Below are 14590 nucleotides of genomic sequence, written 5' to 3'. Positions count from 1 at the left end.
CGGCCGACTTGGCCGCCCCTGACATGGCGGAAACGAGGCCATCGCCGCGGCCGTTGTCTTTCAGCTGTAGCTGCCGCTCGTCCGGCCTGCGCCCAGGTCAGCTGAGCAGTGGGACGGGAACCGGCACTGGCCGAGCTCGGCCGGCCGCGCCGCCTGGACAGGGATCAGGAGCGCCTGCCGGCCCGTCGGCGACCAGATCCCCGCTTTCATGAGCCGCATCAGGCCGTAGCGCCGCGACGGCTTGCCGAGACGCCGGACCCATCACATCGATGGATGTTTCCGGGGATAGCGCAAAGCGGATCCCGCCCTTTACTTCGGCCGGCTGGAACGAGGCGAGAATTTTCGCAGGCGCTGCATCTCGGATCGCCGGCGCCGCGTTAGCCCCTTCGAAGAGCCGCCACGCTGGATCCCCATCCGGGACATCGTGCGAGGCGGACAGATCGGAAGGCAGATCCACATGACAGAGACAGGTTCGACCGCGGCTACCGGCAGGCGCAGCCTGATGACCCGCACCCTCGGCCTTGCCGGTGCCGTCGGGCTGGCCGGTCCGGCGATCCTCAGGTCCAAGGCAGCCCAGGCCGCCCCGGCCATCACCGAGGCGGACGTCCTGAACTTCGCGCTGAACCTCGAATATCTGGAGGCCGAATACTACCTGCGCGCCGCCTATGGCCGTGGTCTGGACGCCAGCGACGCCGGTTCGGGCAATCAGGCCGTCGGCGCGGTCACCGGCGGGCGCCAGGTCCAGTTCGGCGCGCGCTACCAGCGCGAGATCGCCCAGGAGATCGCCCAGGACGAGCTCAACCATGTGAAGCTGCTGCGTTCCGTTCTGGGCAAGGCTGCGGTGGCGCGGCCGGCCATCGACTTCTCGAAGTCCTTCTCGGCTCTTGGCCAGGCCACCGGCGTGCCCAGCGGATCGATGATGTTCGATCCGTTCAGCAGCGAGGAAAATTTCTGGCTGGGCGCGTTCACCTTCGAGGATGTCGGCGTCACCGCCTACAAGGGCGCCACCCCTGCCTTGCGGGAATCGCCCTATCTGGAGGCGGCCGCCGGCATCCTGGCCGTCGAGGCCTACCACGCGGGCGAGATCCGCTCGATGCTGCTGCGCGCCGGCAAGGGCTTCCTGGCCAGCCGGATTGCCCGCGCGCGCGACATGATCGATGGCCCCTCGGTCACCGATCAGGGTCTGAGCAACCAGGGCAAGGTCAACATCGTCCCGACCGACCTGAACAGCGTCGCCTTCTCGCGCACGCCGCGCCAGGTGCTGGATGTCGTCTATCTCGGTACCGGCGCCCCGCGCGGCGGCTTCTTCCCGCACGGCATGAACGGCACCATCCGCTAGCCTGATCCGCCCCCCCGCCAGGCAGCCAAGGGACGGATGCGGACAGCGTCCGTCCCTCGTGCCGTTTTTGGAAGCCGGAGCCACCTTGGGTACCAGCCGCGTCGAGGCACGGTCGCCCCAGCCAGAGCAACGGCACCCGTCCCCGGAAGGCGATCCGGCCGGAGCACAGGACCGCCGGCGGAGATTGCCGAAACAGAGGCGGAACAGCCTCAGCAACCCTGAGGCGAATGATCCTGTCCTGCCTGCCAGAACTTCCCAAGGAACATCTGGGGCGTGACTAGGAATTGACTAGGCCAGAAACGGAGAGCCTGTCCTGCGCTTTGTCCGGATGCCTGTTGCTTCTTGTTCGATCATCCGGAGACAAAAGTAACGCAGCCGCAACGGCTGCGCTTAGTCAACCGACCGCGTCCTTCAGGCCCTTGCCGGGCTTGAAGCGGACCGCCTTCGATTCCGCGATGGTGATCGTCTTGCCGGTCTGCGGGTTGCGACCCTCGCGGGCGGCGCGCTGCACGACCTCGAAGGAGCCGAAGCCCGTGATGGTGACCTTGTCACCGTCCTTGAGCGCGGCCTGGATGCTGTCCAGAACGGCGCGGACCGCCTTCGCGGAATCGGCCTTGGTGATGCCGGCCTTGTCTGCGACTGCCGAATTCAGTTCGTCCAAGGTCATGGAGTACTCCTCTGCATGACTAAAGGTGAAACGCGCATTATCATGGCAATCGATGGTTGCAAATACCGATAGAGATTGGCCGAACAGCGAGGAACCCCCGTCTGTTCTGGTCATCGGCGCTGGCCCCGCCGGGCTGATCGCCGCCGAACGCATGGCCAAGCAAGGATTGCGACCAGTTGTGGTCGAGGGATCGGCGCGTCCTGCGAGGAAATTCCTGATCGCCGGCAGAGGCGGCCTAAATCTCAGCCATGTCGGGGAGGTGGAACAACTTCTCCGGCATTATGGGGATGCCCGGAACTGGCTGGAGCCGCACTTGTCCGCTTTCGACGTGACGGCGCTGCGCAGTTGGGCGGATGAGCTGGGAGCCGAGACTTTTGTCGGGACCAGCGGGCGGATCTTCCCCAAGGCGCTGAAGGCAACCGGGCTCCTGCGCGCCTGGCTGGCACGTCTGGACCAGCTGGGTGTGACCTTGAAGCTGCGCACCCGACTAGTCGGGATCAGCGGCGACGGCGCGCTCCGGCTGGACGGGCCGGATGGCGAGCGCCTTTGCCGGCCGGATGCCGCCGTGCTGGCCCTGGGCGGCGCCAGCTGGCCCAGGCTGGGGGCGGACGGCGCCTGGGTCCCGATGCTGAGCGCGCTCGGGGTGGCGGTGCGGCCGCTGCGGGCCGCCAATGCCGGGGTGCTGGTGCCGTGGTCCGAGGTGGCCCGGCAGCGCTTTGCCGGCATCCCCATGAAGAACCTGGCGGCCACCGTGGACGGCGAGACCGCCCGGGGCGAACTGGTGCTGACGCCCTATGGGGTGGAGGGGCAGCTGGTCTATGCGCTGGGCGCTGCCCTGCGCCGGCAGATCGACGCCTGCGGCAAGGGCCGCCTCCAGATCGACCTCAAGCCCGACCTGGCCCCGGAGGAGCTCCTGCGCCGCCTTTCCCGCCCGCGCGGCAGCCAGTCCTGGCCGACCTGGCTCAGCCGGTCGCTGCGCCTGCCGCCGATGACCCCGGTGCTCCTGCGCGAGGCAGGGATTGGGCCTGCAAGCAGACCGGCCGAGCTCGCCGCCGCCCTGAAGGCCCTGCCGATCGAGGTGACCGGCAGCCGGCCGATCGCCGAGGCGATCAGCAGCAGCGGCGGGATCGCCCTGGAGGAACTCGACCAGCGGCTGATGCTGCGCCGCTGTCCGGGCCTGTTCGTCGCCGGGGAGATGCTGGACTGGGAGGCGCCGACCGGCGGCTACCTCCTGCAGGCCTGCTTCGCCACCGGCGCCGCCGCCGGCGAGGGCGTGCTCGACTGGCTCAGGGAACGAGCAGGATCTTGCCGGTGTGCGCCGAGCTTTCCATGAGCCGGTGCGCTTCGACCACCTCGGTCAGCGGGAAGGTCGCATGGACCACCGGGCGGATGGTGCCGGCCTCCAGGAGCGGCCAGACCCGGGTGCGCAGTTCCTGGGCGATGGCGCCCTTCTCCGCGACCGAGCGGGCACGCAGGGTCGAGCCGGTCCAGGTGAGCCGCTTCACCATCAGCTTGGTGAAATCGGCCTCGACCCGGCTGCCCTGCAGCCAGGCGATCTGGACGATCCGGCCGTTCATGGCCGCCGCCTCCAGGTTGCGCGCGACATAGTCGCCGCCGACCATGTCCAGGATCACGTCGACGCCCTTGCCGCCGGTGGCCTGCTTGACGACCTCGACGAAGTCCTCCCGGCGGTAGTCGATGCCGCGGACAGCGCCAAGTTCCTCGCAGGCCTTGGCCTTTTCCGGGGATCCCGCGGTCGCGTACACCTCGGCGCCCAGCGCATGGGCCAGCTGGATGGCGGTGACGCCGATGCCCGAGGTGCCGCCATGGACGAGGAAGCGCTCGCCCGGCTGCAGGCCGCCCCGCTGGAACACGTTGGTCCAGACGGTGAAGAAGGTCTCCGGCACGCCGCCGGCCTCGATGTCGCTCCAGCCGGAGGGCACCGGCAGGGTCTGCTCGACCGGGGCCACGCAGTAGTCGGCATAGCCGCCCGAGGCCACCAGCGCGCAGACATGATCGCCCACCGCATAGGCGTCGACGCCCCTGCCCAGGGCGACCACCTCCCCGGCGACCTCCAGGCCGGGCACGTCGGAGGCGCCGGGCGGGGGCGGGTAGGAGCCGCCGCGCTGGAAGACGTCGGGCCGGTTGATCCCGGCGGCGGCGACCCGGATCAGGACCTCGCCGGGTGCCGGGTCCGGCCGCGCCATCTCGTCCAGCGCCAGCACCTCCGGTCCGCCCGGGCGGACGATCTTCACGTAGCGCATGGTGGCGGGCAGCGCAGCGGTCATGGGCGTGTCTCCTTCGGCCGATGAGGCGCCGGATCGAGGCATGGCCGGCATCGATGCGCAAGGGCGCAGCAACCTGCACGGAGGACCGGCCAGCGACATCATGCGCGGATATCGGTACGCCCGCGCACCGCTGCGGCCTTGCCTGAGGCCCCGCGGATGCCCATCATCCGGCAACCTCCCAGCATTCACGAACAATGACCACGACCGTACGAAGCCGCGCTCAGATGATCGCCGAGGAACCGCTGCGCCAGAGCACCGGCGGCCAGAACCATGCGCGCGGCGGCGCCCATCGTGGCGGGCCGGTGCGGACCTGCGCCTGGCCGGGCTGTGACGCCTGCGGCGAGTACCGGGCGCCGCTCTCGCGAGCCTCGCTGCGGGACTATCAGTGGCTGTGCCTGGAGCATGTCCGGGAGTTCAACCGTCGCTGGGACTATTTCCAGGGAATGGATGCCGACGAGATCGAGGCGCAGCGCCGGGACGACGTCACCTGGAGCCGCCCGACCTGGCCGCCCGGCCTGAACACGGCCGACATGCGGCTGAAGGACCCGTTCGAGCTTCTGCATGCCCATGGCTTCACCAGCCGGTCCCGCCGGGAAGCCCCTGCCAGCCGCCCGCCGACGACCGCCCAGACCCATGCGCAGACCCTGGGGCTGAGCCTGGGCTTCTCGGTCGAGGAACTGAAGCGGCGCTACAAGACGCTGGCCAAGCAGCACCACCCGGACCTGCACGGCGGCGACCGCCACCAGGAAGAGCGCCTGAAGCAGATCAACGCCGCCTACACCTGGCTGCTGGCCCATCCCGACGCCCGCTGAGCTGCCCCGGTCGCGGCATCGGTGCTGCAGCCATTTCGGGAGGAAGGCAGGGACGGGCCCGCGCCCCACAAGCCGGTGGCAGATCCGGTCGGGGCGCGGCAAGGTCGCGGCGGCCAATGCGGCCGGCCGGCGGGACGGGCCGCCATGAATGACGGAAAGCGATGAGCAGCAACGTGACCATGCATGCCGTCGACCGGATCGAGGCGCATCTGGAGGACGGTCCCTGGCCCTGGGCGGTGGCGAACCGGGAGCGGGTCCGGGCGCACTGGGACCGGCTGAGCAGGGCCAACCCGGCCCTGTTCAACGGGCAGGTCCTGATCGGCCGCAACCGGCAGATCCGCGCCGGCTGCCTGCAGGTCCGCTACGTCGCCATCGACTATGCCAGCTTTCTCACCTTCCGCGACCTGGGCTTTCCCGATCCGAGCGCCGGCAACTGCTTCGGGATGGCGGCGCTGCGCAGCGCCGACGGCGCCTATGTTCTGGGCGTGATGGCCGGGCATACCGCCAATGCCGGGCGGATCTACTTTCCGGCGGGCACCCCGGATCCGGCCGACGTCCTGCCGGACGGCCGGGTCGACCTGCAGGGCAACGTGCTGCGTGAACTTGCCGAGGAAACCGGCATCCGGCCGGACGAGGTCGAGGTCGGCCAAGGCTGGACCGTGGTGATCGAAGGCGGGCGCACCGCCCTGATGCGCGAGATCCGGATCGATCTGCCGGCCGAGCGGCTGCGCGCACGGATCGTTTCCTTCCTTCGTTCGGAGACCAGGCCGGAGTTCTCGGACGTCCGGCTGGTGCGCAGCGTTGCCGAAGCGGAGGGCGACGGCATCCCCACGTTCGTCCAGGCCTATCTCCGGCAGGCGCTCGGGGCTGGCTGAGGCCGCGCGACAGGTCCGGGGCAGACCTTTTCCCGGCCCCATCGACCCGGCGGGCGGACCCTGGGGCAAAGGGTCCGCGGTCGCGGCGAAGGCCGGCCAGGAGTGGCGCCGACCCGTCCGGCTCATCCGCCAAGCAGGACATCCGGCAGGGTTGGCGACAATTGGAACGATCTGCTAGCGTCGGCGTTGTCGAGGTGGGCGCTGCGGGTGCGGTGCCCTCGTTCGGGCTGGCCATTGCCCAGCACCACGCGCCAACAGAGCCTCGCTACCTTCGCGTCTTCGGATCCGTCATGACTCTCGCTGATCAGAGTTCGCTTCTCGATCCGTCGAACCGGATCGATCTGCCCGCCAGGCCGGACATCCGGCTGTCGGTTCGGCAGACCTTCGGGATCGACAGCGACCTCGAGGTGGACGCCTACAGCCGGCGCACCGACTATGTCCCCGACCTGGACGATGCCTACCGCTTCGACCACGACACCACCCTCGCGATCCTGGCCGGCTTCGCCTACAACCGCCGGGTGATGATCCAGGGCTATCACGGCACCGGCAAGTCGACCCATATCGAGCAGGTCGCCGCCCGCTTGAACTGGCCCTGCGTCCGGGTCAACCTGGACAGCCACATCAGCCGGATCGACCTGATCGGCAAGGACGCGATCGTCCTGAAGGACGGCAAGCAGGTCACCGAGTACCGGGAAGGCATCCTGCCCTGGTCGCTGCAGAACCCGGTGGCGCTGGTGTTCGACGAGTACGATGCCGGCCGGCCGGACGTGATGTTCGTGATCCAGCGGGTCCTGGAGAGCCAGGGCCGCATGACCCTGCTCGACCAGAACAAGGTCCTGCGCTCGCACCCGGCCTTCCGCCTGTTCGCCACCGCCAACACGGTGGGCCTGGGCGACACGTCGGGCCTCTATCATGGCACCCAGCAGATCAACCAGGGCCAGATGGACCGCTGGTCGATCGTGACCCAGCTGAACTATCTGGAGCACGACGCCGAGGTGCGGATCGTGCTGGCCAAGTGCCCGGACTACGACACGCCGGAAGGGCGCAAGTCGGTGTCGCAGATGGTGAGCCTGGCCGACCTGACCCGCAACGGCTTTGTCGCCGGCGATGTCTCGACGGTGATGTCGCCCCGCACGGTGATCACCTGGGCGGAGAACGCGCGGATCTTCAAGAGCCTGCCGCTCGCCTTCCGCCTGACCTTCCTGAACAAGTGCGACGAGGCGGAGCGCGCCACGATCGCCGAGTATTATCAGCGCTGCTTCGGCCAGGAACTGCCGGAATCGGCTACCCGGCTGGCGATGGCCTGACCGGAGCGGGCGCGCCCGGTCCGGTCGCGGCGCGCCCAGGAACGACAAGCAGGGGAGCCTGGCAGTGGTAGTGGTCGCAACGCGCCCGGGAGCGCCCGAGCCCAACCAGACGGTGCGTGAGCGGGTCGACAACTTCCAGCGGGTCGTGGGCGCCACCGTGCGCGCGATGGCCGGGAAACCGACCCTGGACGTGCAGTTCCGGGCCGGCGACGGCAAGCGCGCCGCCGATCCCCGCGCGGCCGAGGGCGTGCGGCTGCCCAGCCCCCGCCAGGACTTTGCCCGCGCCGACCTCGCCCGGATCCGTGGCGAGGGCGACCAGTCGGCCCTGCGCCTGCGCCACCACGACGCCAAGCTGCATGCCCGCCATGCCCCGACCGGCGAGATCGCCCAGCTCGTCTACGACAAGATGGAGCAGGTCCGGATCGAGGCGTTCGGCGCGTCGCGGATGGAAGGCGTGCGCGACAACCTGCTCAGCGCCTGGAAGGCCCGGGTCCGGCCGATCGAGGCGGGCGCCCAGGAGCAGGCGGGCCATATGGCCGAGATCATCGAGCTGTTCGCCCGCGAGCAGCTGCTCGGCACCGAGCTGCCGCCGCCCTATGCCAAGGCGCTGGAACCCTGGCGCGATCATCTCGCCCAGCACATGGCCGGCCACCTGCCCAAGCTGGAAGCGCTGCTGGACGACCAGGAGCGGTTCGCCATCGAGATGCGCGACCTGCTGAACGACCTGGGGTTCACCACCGAGGAACTGCCCGAGGACGCCGAGGGCCAGGACCAGTCCGAGGACCAGGACGAGGAGCAGCAGGAAGGCCAGGAAGGCGGCGACCAGGGCGAGGAAGGCAGCGGCGAGGACCAGCAGCAGGACAGCCAGACCAAGGAAACCAGCGCCTCGCAGGATGCCGCGGAGGCCCAGGCCGGCGAGGGCGACGAGAGCCAGGACGCCATGGCCGAGATGGGCGCCGAGGACGAGGGCGAGGCGCCCGCCTCCAACCGGCCGAAATCCGGCCAGGGCCAGAGCGACCTCGCCTCCTACAAGGTCTACGCGAAGAAGTTCGACGAGGTGGTCACCGTCGACGAGCTGTGCGGCCCGTCCGAGCTGACACGGCTGCGCGGCCAGCTCGACATGTCGCTGCAGCGCTTCCACGCCATGATCGGCAAGATGGCCAATCGGCTGCAGCGCAAGCTGATGGCCCAGCAGCAGCGCTCCTGGCTGTTCGACCTGGACGAGGGCATCCTGGACGCCGCGCGGCTCGCGCGCGTGGTGATCAACCCCAGCCACGCCCTGACCTTCAAGGTCGAGAAGGAGACCGACTTCCGCGACACGGTCATGACCCTGCTGATCGACAATTCCGGCTCGATGCGCGGCCGGCCGATCGCGGTGGCGGCCATGAGCGCGGACATCCTGGCGCGCACACTGGAGCGCTGCGGGGTCAAGGTCGAGATCCTGGGCTTCACCACCCGCGCCTGGAAGGGCGGGCAGTCGCGCGAGCAGTGGCTGCGCGAGGGCAAGCCGGCCTCGCCCGGCCGGCTGAACGACCTGCGCCACATCATCTACAAGGCCGCCGACACGCCCTGGCGGCGCGGCCGCCGGGCGCTGGGATTGATGCTGCGCGAGGGGCTGCTCAAGGAGAACATCGACGGCGAGGCGATCCTGTGGGCGCACGAGCGCCTGCTCGCCCGGCCGGAGCAGCGCCGGATCCTGATGGTGATCTCCGACGGCGCCCCGGTCGACGACAGCACGCTCTCGTCCAACCCGGGCAACTATCTGGAAAAGCACCTGCGCCAGGTGATCGAGCAGATCGAGACCACCTCGCCGGTGCAGTTGCTCGCCATCGGCATCGGCCACGACGTGACCCGCTACTACCGGCGCGCCGTGACGATCTCCGACCCGGAGCAGCTGGGCGGCACCATGCTCAAGCAGCTGGCGGAGCTGTTCGACCTGGACGAGGACAAGCCAGCCGGGCGGCGCAGGCGCGCCGCCTGACCGGGACCGCATCGGAAAGATGCTTGGCGGCTGCGCCCTGGCAGGCCGCCGCTTCCGGCGTGGTCAGCCACCGCCCGCCAGGGCGCGGGCCAGCTTCTGGTGGAACCGGGCATAGCCCCGCTCGGTCTGGCGCAGATAGGCCCTGGCATGTTCATGCAGCGCCGGCAGCTGGTGGAACGGCACGGTCGGGTAGGCATGGTGCTCGGCATGGTAGGGCATGTTCCAGGCCACGAAGCGCACCACCCGGGTGGTGAAGGTCGTCCGGGTGTTCTCCAGCATGTTGGCGACATGCGGGCAGCGGGTGTGCTCCGCCAGCAGATAGGCGCGCAGGAACGGCTGGCCCAGCAGGATCGGCGCCAGCCAGGCCCACCACAGCGCCGTCGAGCCAAAGGCCACCGAGCCCGCCGCCAGCAGGGCGTACAGCCCCAGCATCACCCGCGCCTCCACCACCATCTGCGGCCGCGCCCGCCTGGGTAGATAGTCGTCGGTGATGGCGCCGCGAGCATTTGTCAGAAGCGTCCGCACCGCCGAGATCCAGAGCGGCACGCCCGAGAGGTAGCGCAGGTACTGGAGCACGGTCTCCGGCTTGGGCGCCATCAGTTCCGGGTCGTGGTCCGGGTCATGGGTGTGGCGGTGGTGGGCGAAGTGGAAATACTTGAACCAGCAGGGCGGGATCAGCACCAGGAACCCGGCCAGATGCGCCACCGCGCGGTTCAGCCATGGCGTGCGGAACGCGGTGCCGTGCACCGTCTCGTGCAGGGCGGTGAACAGGAACACGATCAGGATGCCCTGCGGCACCAGGAGCAGCGGCCAGCCGGGCACGCCGGCCAGGATCGCCCAGCCCAGAACCAGGATCAGGCCGAGATGGCCGGCCAGCTGGACGAGGCCCGGCCGGTCGGACAGCGTGGTCAGCGCCCGGCGCTGCTCCGGCGCCAGGCGCGAGATCATGGCGCGATGGTCGATGCTGTCGTCCATGGTGGAAGCCGTGTCCGGTTCTGCCCCAAGGGGAATGCTCGAACTCTAGCAGCGCACCGCCCGACTGCGAAATCCCCGCCTCGGTTCGCGGACCGTCAGTCGATCGGGTGCAGCACCCGGTGCAGGAAGTCCTGGGTGCGCGGGTGGGATGGCCGGGCCAGCACGTCGGCCGGCGGCCCCTGCTCGACGATCACGCCGCCATCGATGAACAGGACCCGGTCGGCGACCTCGCGGGCGAACGCGATCTCGTGGGTGACGATCAGCATCGTCATGCCCTCCTTGGCCAGGTCGCGCATCACGGTCAAAACCTCGCCGACCAGTTCCGGGTCGAGCGCCGAGGTCGGTTCGTCGAACAGGATCGCGCGCGGCTGCATCGCCAGCGCCCGGGCGATCGCGACCCGCTGCTGCTGGCCGCCGGAGAGCTGCTGGGGATGGGCATCCGCCTTCTGCGCGAGCCCGACCCGTTCCAGCAGCGCCTGCCCCCGGCGCGACGCCTCGGCCTTGCGCTCGCCCTTCACGTAGACCGGCCCCTCGATCACGTTCTCCAGCACGGTCCGGTGCGGAAACAGGTTGAAGCGCTGGAACACCATCGCGACCTCCATCCGGACCTCCCGGATCGAAGGGGCGTTGCGGTCGACCAGCTGGCCCTCCACCAGCACCCTGCCCTTCTGGTAGTCCTCCAGCCCGTTCACGCAACGCAGCATGGTGGACTTGCCGGAGCCCGAGGGGCCGATGATGCACACCACCTCGCCCTTGCCGACCGTGGCGTCCACGCCCTTGAGGACCTCCAGCGCGCCGAAGCTCTTGTGGACGTCTTGGAACTCGATCATCGCCATGGTCAGCGCCTCCGCCCCATCCGCTTCTCCAGCCACCGGCTCAGGCCCATCAGGGGCAGGCACATCACCAGGTAGAGCAGCGCCACCGTGGTGAAGACCGCCGTGTTCTTGAAGGTCGAGGAGGCCAGCAGCTTGCCCTGCAGGGACAACTCGGCGACGGTGATGGTGGAGGCGAGCGAGCTGTCCTTCAGCATCATGATCATGGTGTTGCCGTAGGAGGGCAGGATGATCCGCACCGCCTGGGGCAGGATCACCCGGCGCATCATCAGGCTGCGCGACATGCCGATCGACTGAGCCGCCTCGGTCTGGCCATGGTCCACTGCCTCGATGCCGGCGCGGAAGTCCTCGGCCTGGTAGGAGGAGTAGGCGATGCCAAGGCCGATGATCGCCGCCTGCAGCGCGGTGAGCGCGAGGCCCAGCTCCGGCATCACGAAATAGATGTAGAACAGCTGGACCAGGATCGGGATGGCGCGCAGCAGGTTGACGATGGTGGCGCTGGTCCAGCTCAGCGCCCGGCTGGAGGACAGGCGCATGATCGCCCAGACCAGCCCCAGCACCGTCGAGAAGATGATCGAGCCGACCGTGACGATGATGGTGAGCTGGATGCCCTTCATCAGCACCGGCAGGAAGCTGATCATGTCCTGGAAAAAGCCGCCCATCGTCACCTTCCACCTCAAGAGCGCGGCGGCCGGAAGCCGGCCGCCGCTTCGTCATGCCTGCCTGGATCGGGCAGCCGGCCTCAGTTGAGGCTCCATTTCTCGATCAGCTGGTCGAGCTCGCCGCTCTCCTTCATCTCGCCGATCGCCTTGTTGATCGCCGCCATGCGCTCGGTGTCGCCCTTCTGGGTGGCGACGCCGATCTTTCCCGGCAGCACCGCCTCGTAGCTCTTGACTAGGCGCACGTCCGGGAACTGGCCCTGGCCCAGATAGTAGGACATCACCGGATAGTCGGCGAAGCCCGCGGCGATCCGGCCGGCGTTCACGTCGTTCATGATCGCGGGGATCGTGTCGTAGACCTTCACCTCCTCGAAGATGCCGGCCTCTTCCAGCGCCGCGATGTAGACCGTGCCGAGCTGCGCACCGACCGTCTGGCCCTCCATCTCCTGGAACGACGTGTAGTCCTTGGTGTCGTCCTTGGGCACGATCATGCCCTCGCCGAAGCTGTAGACCGGGTCGGAGAAGTCGATCACCTCGGCGCGCTTGGGCGTGTTGTACATGGCGGCCGAGATCAGATCGATCTTGCCCGAGGTCAGGGAGGCGATCAGCGCCGAGAACTCCATCGGCTCCATCTGGACCTCGAAGCCGGCCTTCTCGCCGATCGACTTGATCAGGTCGACCATGAAGCCGTCGATCTCGTTCTGCTCGTTCATGAAGGCGAACGGGATGCCTTGCGCCTCCGTGCCGATCCGCAGCGTCTCCGCCTGCGCCGGAACAGCCGCCCAGCCGATCGAGAGCGCCAGAACGCCCGCGCCTACCGATGTGAAACGCATGCCTATCCCCTTCTTATGGCTGGCCCCGCCGCGCGTGACGGACATGGGGTACCCTGCCCGGACCTAGCCGTTCCCCGGCCCCGACGCCATCCTCCAGGCGAGCTCCCGTTCCGGATACATCGAAGCGGGCCCGCCTGACCTCGGGCCTCGCGCCATGCGCGTTGCCAATCGCGACATGGGCTCCGGGCGGCCCTGACCGGCGATACCCGCACAGACGATGCTGTGAAACGTTTATTCGCCTGCCCGGCCGTGGCTGAATCGCCACGGCCACACGGCTCCAGCGCGTTGATCGAGCCGCACAAGCCCCTACGTCACCCTGGTTTCGGCCATTGGAACGGCTATGATGTGCGCGGATAGAACCCGGGGCCCAATACCTTGACCGACCTTGCCTTGACCATTCGCCTGAACGCCAACGACAACACGGTCGTGGCCAGGCTCGACATCCTGCCGAACACCGAACTCGGCATCGACGCCGTGCGCACCACCCAGCGCATTCCTGCAGGCCACAAGGTCGCGATCTGCCCGATCGCCAAGGGTGAGCCGATCCGCAAGTTCAACCAGATCATCGGCTTCGCCAGCCAGGACATAGCACCCGGCGAGCATGTCCATGTGCAGAACTGCGTCATGCAGGACTTCGACCGCGACTATGCGGTCGGCGCCGACGTCAAGCCGATCGACTACGTGCCGGAGAACCAGCGCCCGAGCTTCCAGGGCTACCTGCGCGCCGACGGGCGGGCCGCCACCCGCAACTATATCGGCATCCTGTCGACGGTGAACTGCTCGGCCACGGTCTGCAAGTTCATCGCCGAGCGCTTCCCCCGGGAAGTCCTGGCGCAGTACCCGAACGTCGACGGCGTGGTCGCGATCACCCACTCCACCGGCTGCGGCATGGCCGATGCCGGCGAGGGCTATGGCAACCTGCAGCGCACGCTGTGGGGCTTCGCGCGCCACCCGAACTTCGCTGCGGTGCTGATGATCGGCCTGGGCTGCGAGGTCAACCAGATCGACTTCCTGCTGGACGCCTACCAGATCAAGCCCGGCCCGAACTTCCGCACGATGACCATGCAGGCCACCGGCGGCACCCGCAAGACCATCGAGCGGGCCCACGAGATCATCCAGGAGATGCTGCCCGGCGTGAACGAGTACGCCCGCCAGCCGGTCTCGGTCTCCGAGATCAGCCTGGCGCTGCAGTGCGGCGGCTCCGACGGCTATTCCGGCATCACCGCCAACCCGGCGCTGGGCCATGCGGCCGACCTGCTGGTCCGCAACGGCGGCACCGCGATCCTGTCCGAGACGCCCGAGATCTACGGGGCGGAGCACCTTTTGACCCGCCGCGCCGTCGACCAGAAGATCGCCGACAAGCTGATCGACCGCATCAAGTGGTGGGAGAACTACACCTCCATCAACGGCGGCGAGATGAACAACAACCCGTCGCCGGGCAACAAGGCGGGCGGGCTCACCACCATCCTGGAGAAGTCGCTGGGTGCGGCGGCCAAGGGCGGCACGCTCAACCTGAACGGCGTCTACAAGTACGCCGAGCCGGTGACCGCGCGCGGCTTCGTGTTCATGGACAGCCCCGGCTACGACCCGGCGGCCGTCACCGGCCAGGTCGCGTCGGGCGCCAACATGGTGACCTTCACCACCGGGCGCGGCTCCTGCTTCGGCTTCAAGCCGGCGCCGTCGATCAAGATCGCGACCAACAGCGCCATGTACCGCCGCATCGAGGAGGACATGGACATCAATGCCGGCACGATCGTCGAGGGCTCCGAGACCATCGAGCAGGTCGGCCAGCGGATCTTCGACAAGGTGATCGAGGTCGCGAGCGGCACCCCCTCCAAGTCCGAGGAGCTGGGCGTGGGCGACCACGAGTTCGTGCCGTGGATGGTCGGCGCCGTCATGTGATCCGGCGACACCCTTCTCCGCTCCGGCTGGGGCGGAGAAGGGTCGCCAGTTCCGGGATGTCCTGGAACGGGCTGCCGCGGCAGGCCCGTTCAGGCTGTTGAAGTACTCCTGGCGGCCGG

At 68.7% G+C, this 14590-nt stretch carries 13 protein-coding genes; 7 read left to right on the top strand and 6 right to left on the bottom strand.

What is annotated here, in order from left to right; genetic code table 11:
- The first annotated feature begins 502 nt into the window (after window positions 1–502).
- Window positions 503–1339 carry a ferritin-like domain-containing protein gene (locus GEMRO_RS29480; protein ID WP_205624972.1) on the top strand — a complete coding sequence of 279 codons (837 nt, stop codon included), beginning with the start codon at window positions 503–505 and terminating at the stop codon, window positions 1337–1339.
- Between the two features lie 394 nt (window positions 1340–1733).
- Here GEMRO_RS29480 and GEMRO_RS35970 read toward each other — a convergent pair whose 3' ends face one another.
- The gene (locus tag GEMRO_RS35970) at window positions 1734–2120 is read right to left on the bottom strand and encodes an HU family DNA-binding protein (RefSeq protein ID WP_276202829.1); all 387 of its coding nucleotides are present in this window, start codon (window positions 2118–2120) and stop codon (window positions 1734–1736) included.
- Here GEMRO_RS35970 and GEMRO_RS0113205 point away from each other — a divergent pair.
- Window positions 2059–3339 (top strand): BaiN/RdsA family NAD(P)/FAD-dependent oxidoreductase, encoded by a 1281-nt coding sequence (locus GEMRO_RS0113205; RefSeq protein ID WP_051329033.1) that lies wholly within the window; start codon window positions 2059–2061, stop codon window positions 3337–3339. The two genes, GEMRO_RS35970 and GEMRO_RS0113205, sit on opposite strands and share 62 nt — an antisense overlap.
- Here GEMRO_RS0113205 and GEMRO_RS0113200 read toward each other — a convergent pair.
- On the bottom strand, window positions 3293–4270 hold the full coding sequence (locus GEMRO_RS0113200) for an NAD(P)H-quinone oxidoreductase (RefSeq protein WP_027134369.1): 978 nt from the start codon (window positions 4268–4270) through the stop codon (window positions 3293–3295). The genes GEMRO_RS0113205 and GEMRO_RS0113200 overlap by 47 nt on opposite strands.
- Before the next feature lie 248 nt (window positions 4271–4518).
- On the opposite strand from GEMRO_RS0113200, the gene GEMRO_RS29475 reads away from it, so the two are divergent.
- The 4 genes from GEMRO_RS29475 (at window position 4519) to cobT (ending at window position 9269) form a co-directional block, all read left to right on the top strand.
- Window positions 4519–5106 (top strand): J domain-containing protein, encoded by a 588-nt coding sequence (locus tag GEMRO_RS29475; RefSeq protein ID WP_084506925.1) that lies wholly within the window; start codon window positions 4519–4521, stop codon window positions 5104–5106.
- 161 nt (window positions 5107–5267) lie between these two features.
- Window positions 5268–5981, top strand: coding sequence for an NUDIX hydrolase (locus tag GEMRO_RS0113190; RefSeq protein ID WP_027134368.1), 714 nt, complete (start codon window positions 5268–5270; stop codon window positions 5979–5981).
- Window positions 5982–6271: 290 nt separating this feature from the next.
- Entirely contained in the window at window positions 6272–7288 is a 1017-nt protein-coding gene (gene cobS, locus GEMRO_RS0113185) for a cobaltochelatase subunit CobS (protein WP_051329032.1), read from the top strand.
- Between the two features lie 64 nt (window positions 7289–7352).
- The gene (cobT, locus tag GEMRO_RS0113180) at window positions 7353–9269 is read left to right on the top strand and encodes a cobaltochelatase subunit CobT (RefSeq protein ID WP_240476681.1); all 1917 of its coding nucleotides are present in this window, start codon (window positions 7353–7355) and stop codon (window positions 9267–9269) included.
- Between the two features lie 63 nt (window positions 9270–9332).
- On the opposite strand, the gene GEMRO_RS0113175 is transcribed toward cobT, so the two are convergent.
- The 4 genes from GEMRO_RS0113175 to GEMRO_RS0113160 all read right to left on the bottom strand — a co-directional run bounded on the left by GEMRO_RS0113175 (window position 9333) and on the right by GEMRO_RS0113160 (window position 12569).
- The gene (locus GEMRO_RS0113175) at window positions 9333–10244 is read right to left on the bottom strand and encodes a fatty acid desaturase (RefSeq protein WP_205624970.1); all 912 of its coding nucleotides are present in this window, start codon (window positions 10242–10244) and stop codon (window positions 9333–9335) included.
- A 95-nt stretch (window positions 10245–10339) separates the two neighbouring features.
- Window positions 10340–11074 carry an amino acid ABC transporter ATP-binding protein gene (locus GEMRO_RS0113170; RefSeq protein ID WP_027134364.1) on the bottom strand — a complete coding sequence of 245 codons (735 nt, stop codon included), beginning with the start codon at window positions 11072–11074 and terminating at the stop codon, window positions 10340–10342.
- 8 nt (window positions 11075–11082) lie between these two features.
- Window positions 11083–11739: an amino acid ABC transporter permease gene (locus GEMRO_RS0113165; protein WP_027134363.1), complete on the bottom strand. Its 657-nt coding sequence runs from the start codon at window positions 11737–11739 to the stop codon at window positions 11083–11085.
- An 80-nt stretch (window positions 11740–11819) separates the two neighbouring features.
- A complete protein-coding gene (locus GEMRO_RS0113160; protein ID WP_027134362.1) occupies window positions 11820–12569 on the bottom strand; it encodes an ABC transporter substrate-binding protein in 750 nt (249 codons plus the stop codon).
- 390 nt (window positions 12570–12959) lie between these two features.
- Here GEMRO_RS0113160 and GEMRO_RS0113155 point away from each other — a divergent pair, with 390 nt between their 5' ends.
- A complete protein-coding gene (locus tag GEMRO_RS0113155) occupies window positions 12960–14471 on the top strand; it encodes a UxaA family hydrolase (RefSeq protein ID WP_035487187.1) in 1512 nt (503 codons plus the stop codon).
- The last annotated feature ends 119 nt before the right edge of the window (window positions 14472–14590 follow it).

It is taken from the genome of Geminicoccus roseus DSM 18922 (assembly GCF_000427665.1).
Lineage (GTDB): Bacteria > Pseudomonadota > Alphaproteobacteria > Geminicoccales > Geminicoccaceae > Geminicoccus > Geminicoccus roseus.
Note: the sequence above shows the minus strand (reverse complement) of the source record. Positions and strands in the feature narration are given on the sequence as shown.

What these genes read in the sequence shown, in the direction of transcription:
- GEMRO_RS29480 (WP_205624972.1), top strand. Translation starts at nt 503, where the DNA reads ATGACCCGCACCCTCGGCCTTGCCGGTGCCGTCGGGCTGGCCGGTCCG.
- GEMRO_RS0113205 (WP_051329033.1), top strand. Translation starts at nt 2,059, where the DNA reads ATGGTTGCAAATACCGATAGAGATTGGCCGAACAGCGAGGAACCCCCG.
- GEMRO_RS35970 (WP_276202829.1), bottom strand. Translation starts at nt 2,120, where the DNA reads ATGACCAGAACAGACGGGGGTTCCTCGCTGTTCGGCCAATCTCTATCG.
- GEMRO_RS0113200 (WP_027134369.1), bottom strand. Translation starts at nt 4,270, where the DNA reads ATGCGCTACGTGAAGATCGTCCGCCCGGGCGGACCGGAGGTGCTGGCG.
- GEMRO_RS29475 (WP_084506925.1), top strand. Translation starts at nt 4,519, where the DNA reads ATGATCGCCGAGGAACCGCTGCGCCAGAGCACCGGCGGCCAGAACCAT.
- GEMRO_RS0113190 (WP_027134368.1), top strand. Translation starts at nt 5,268, where the DNA reads ATGAGCAGCAACGTGACCATGCATGCCGTCGACCGGATCGAGGCGCAT.
- cobS (WP_051329032.1), top strand. Translation starts at nt 6,272, where the DNA reads ATGACTCTCGCTGATCAGAGTTCGCTTCTCGATCCGTCGAACCGGATC.
- GEMRO_RS0113175 (WP_205624970.1), bottom strand. Translation starts at nt 10,244, where the DNA reads ATGGACGACAGCATCGACCATCGCGCCATGATCTCGCGCCTGGCGCCG.
- GEMRO_RS0113170 (WP_027134364.1), bottom strand. Translation starts at nt 11,074, where the DNA reads ATGATCGAGTTCCAAGACGTCCACAAGAGCTTCGGCGCGCTGGAGGTC.
- GEMRO_RS0113165 (WP_027134363.1), bottom strand. Translation starts at nt 11,739, where the DNA reads ATGGGCGGCTTTTTCCAGGACATGATCAGCTTCCTGCCGGTGCTGATG.
- GEMRO_RS0113160 (WP_027134362.1), bottom strand. Translation starts at nt 12,569, where the DNA reads ATGCGTTTCACATCGGTAGGCGCGGGCGTTCTGGCGCTCTCGATCGGC.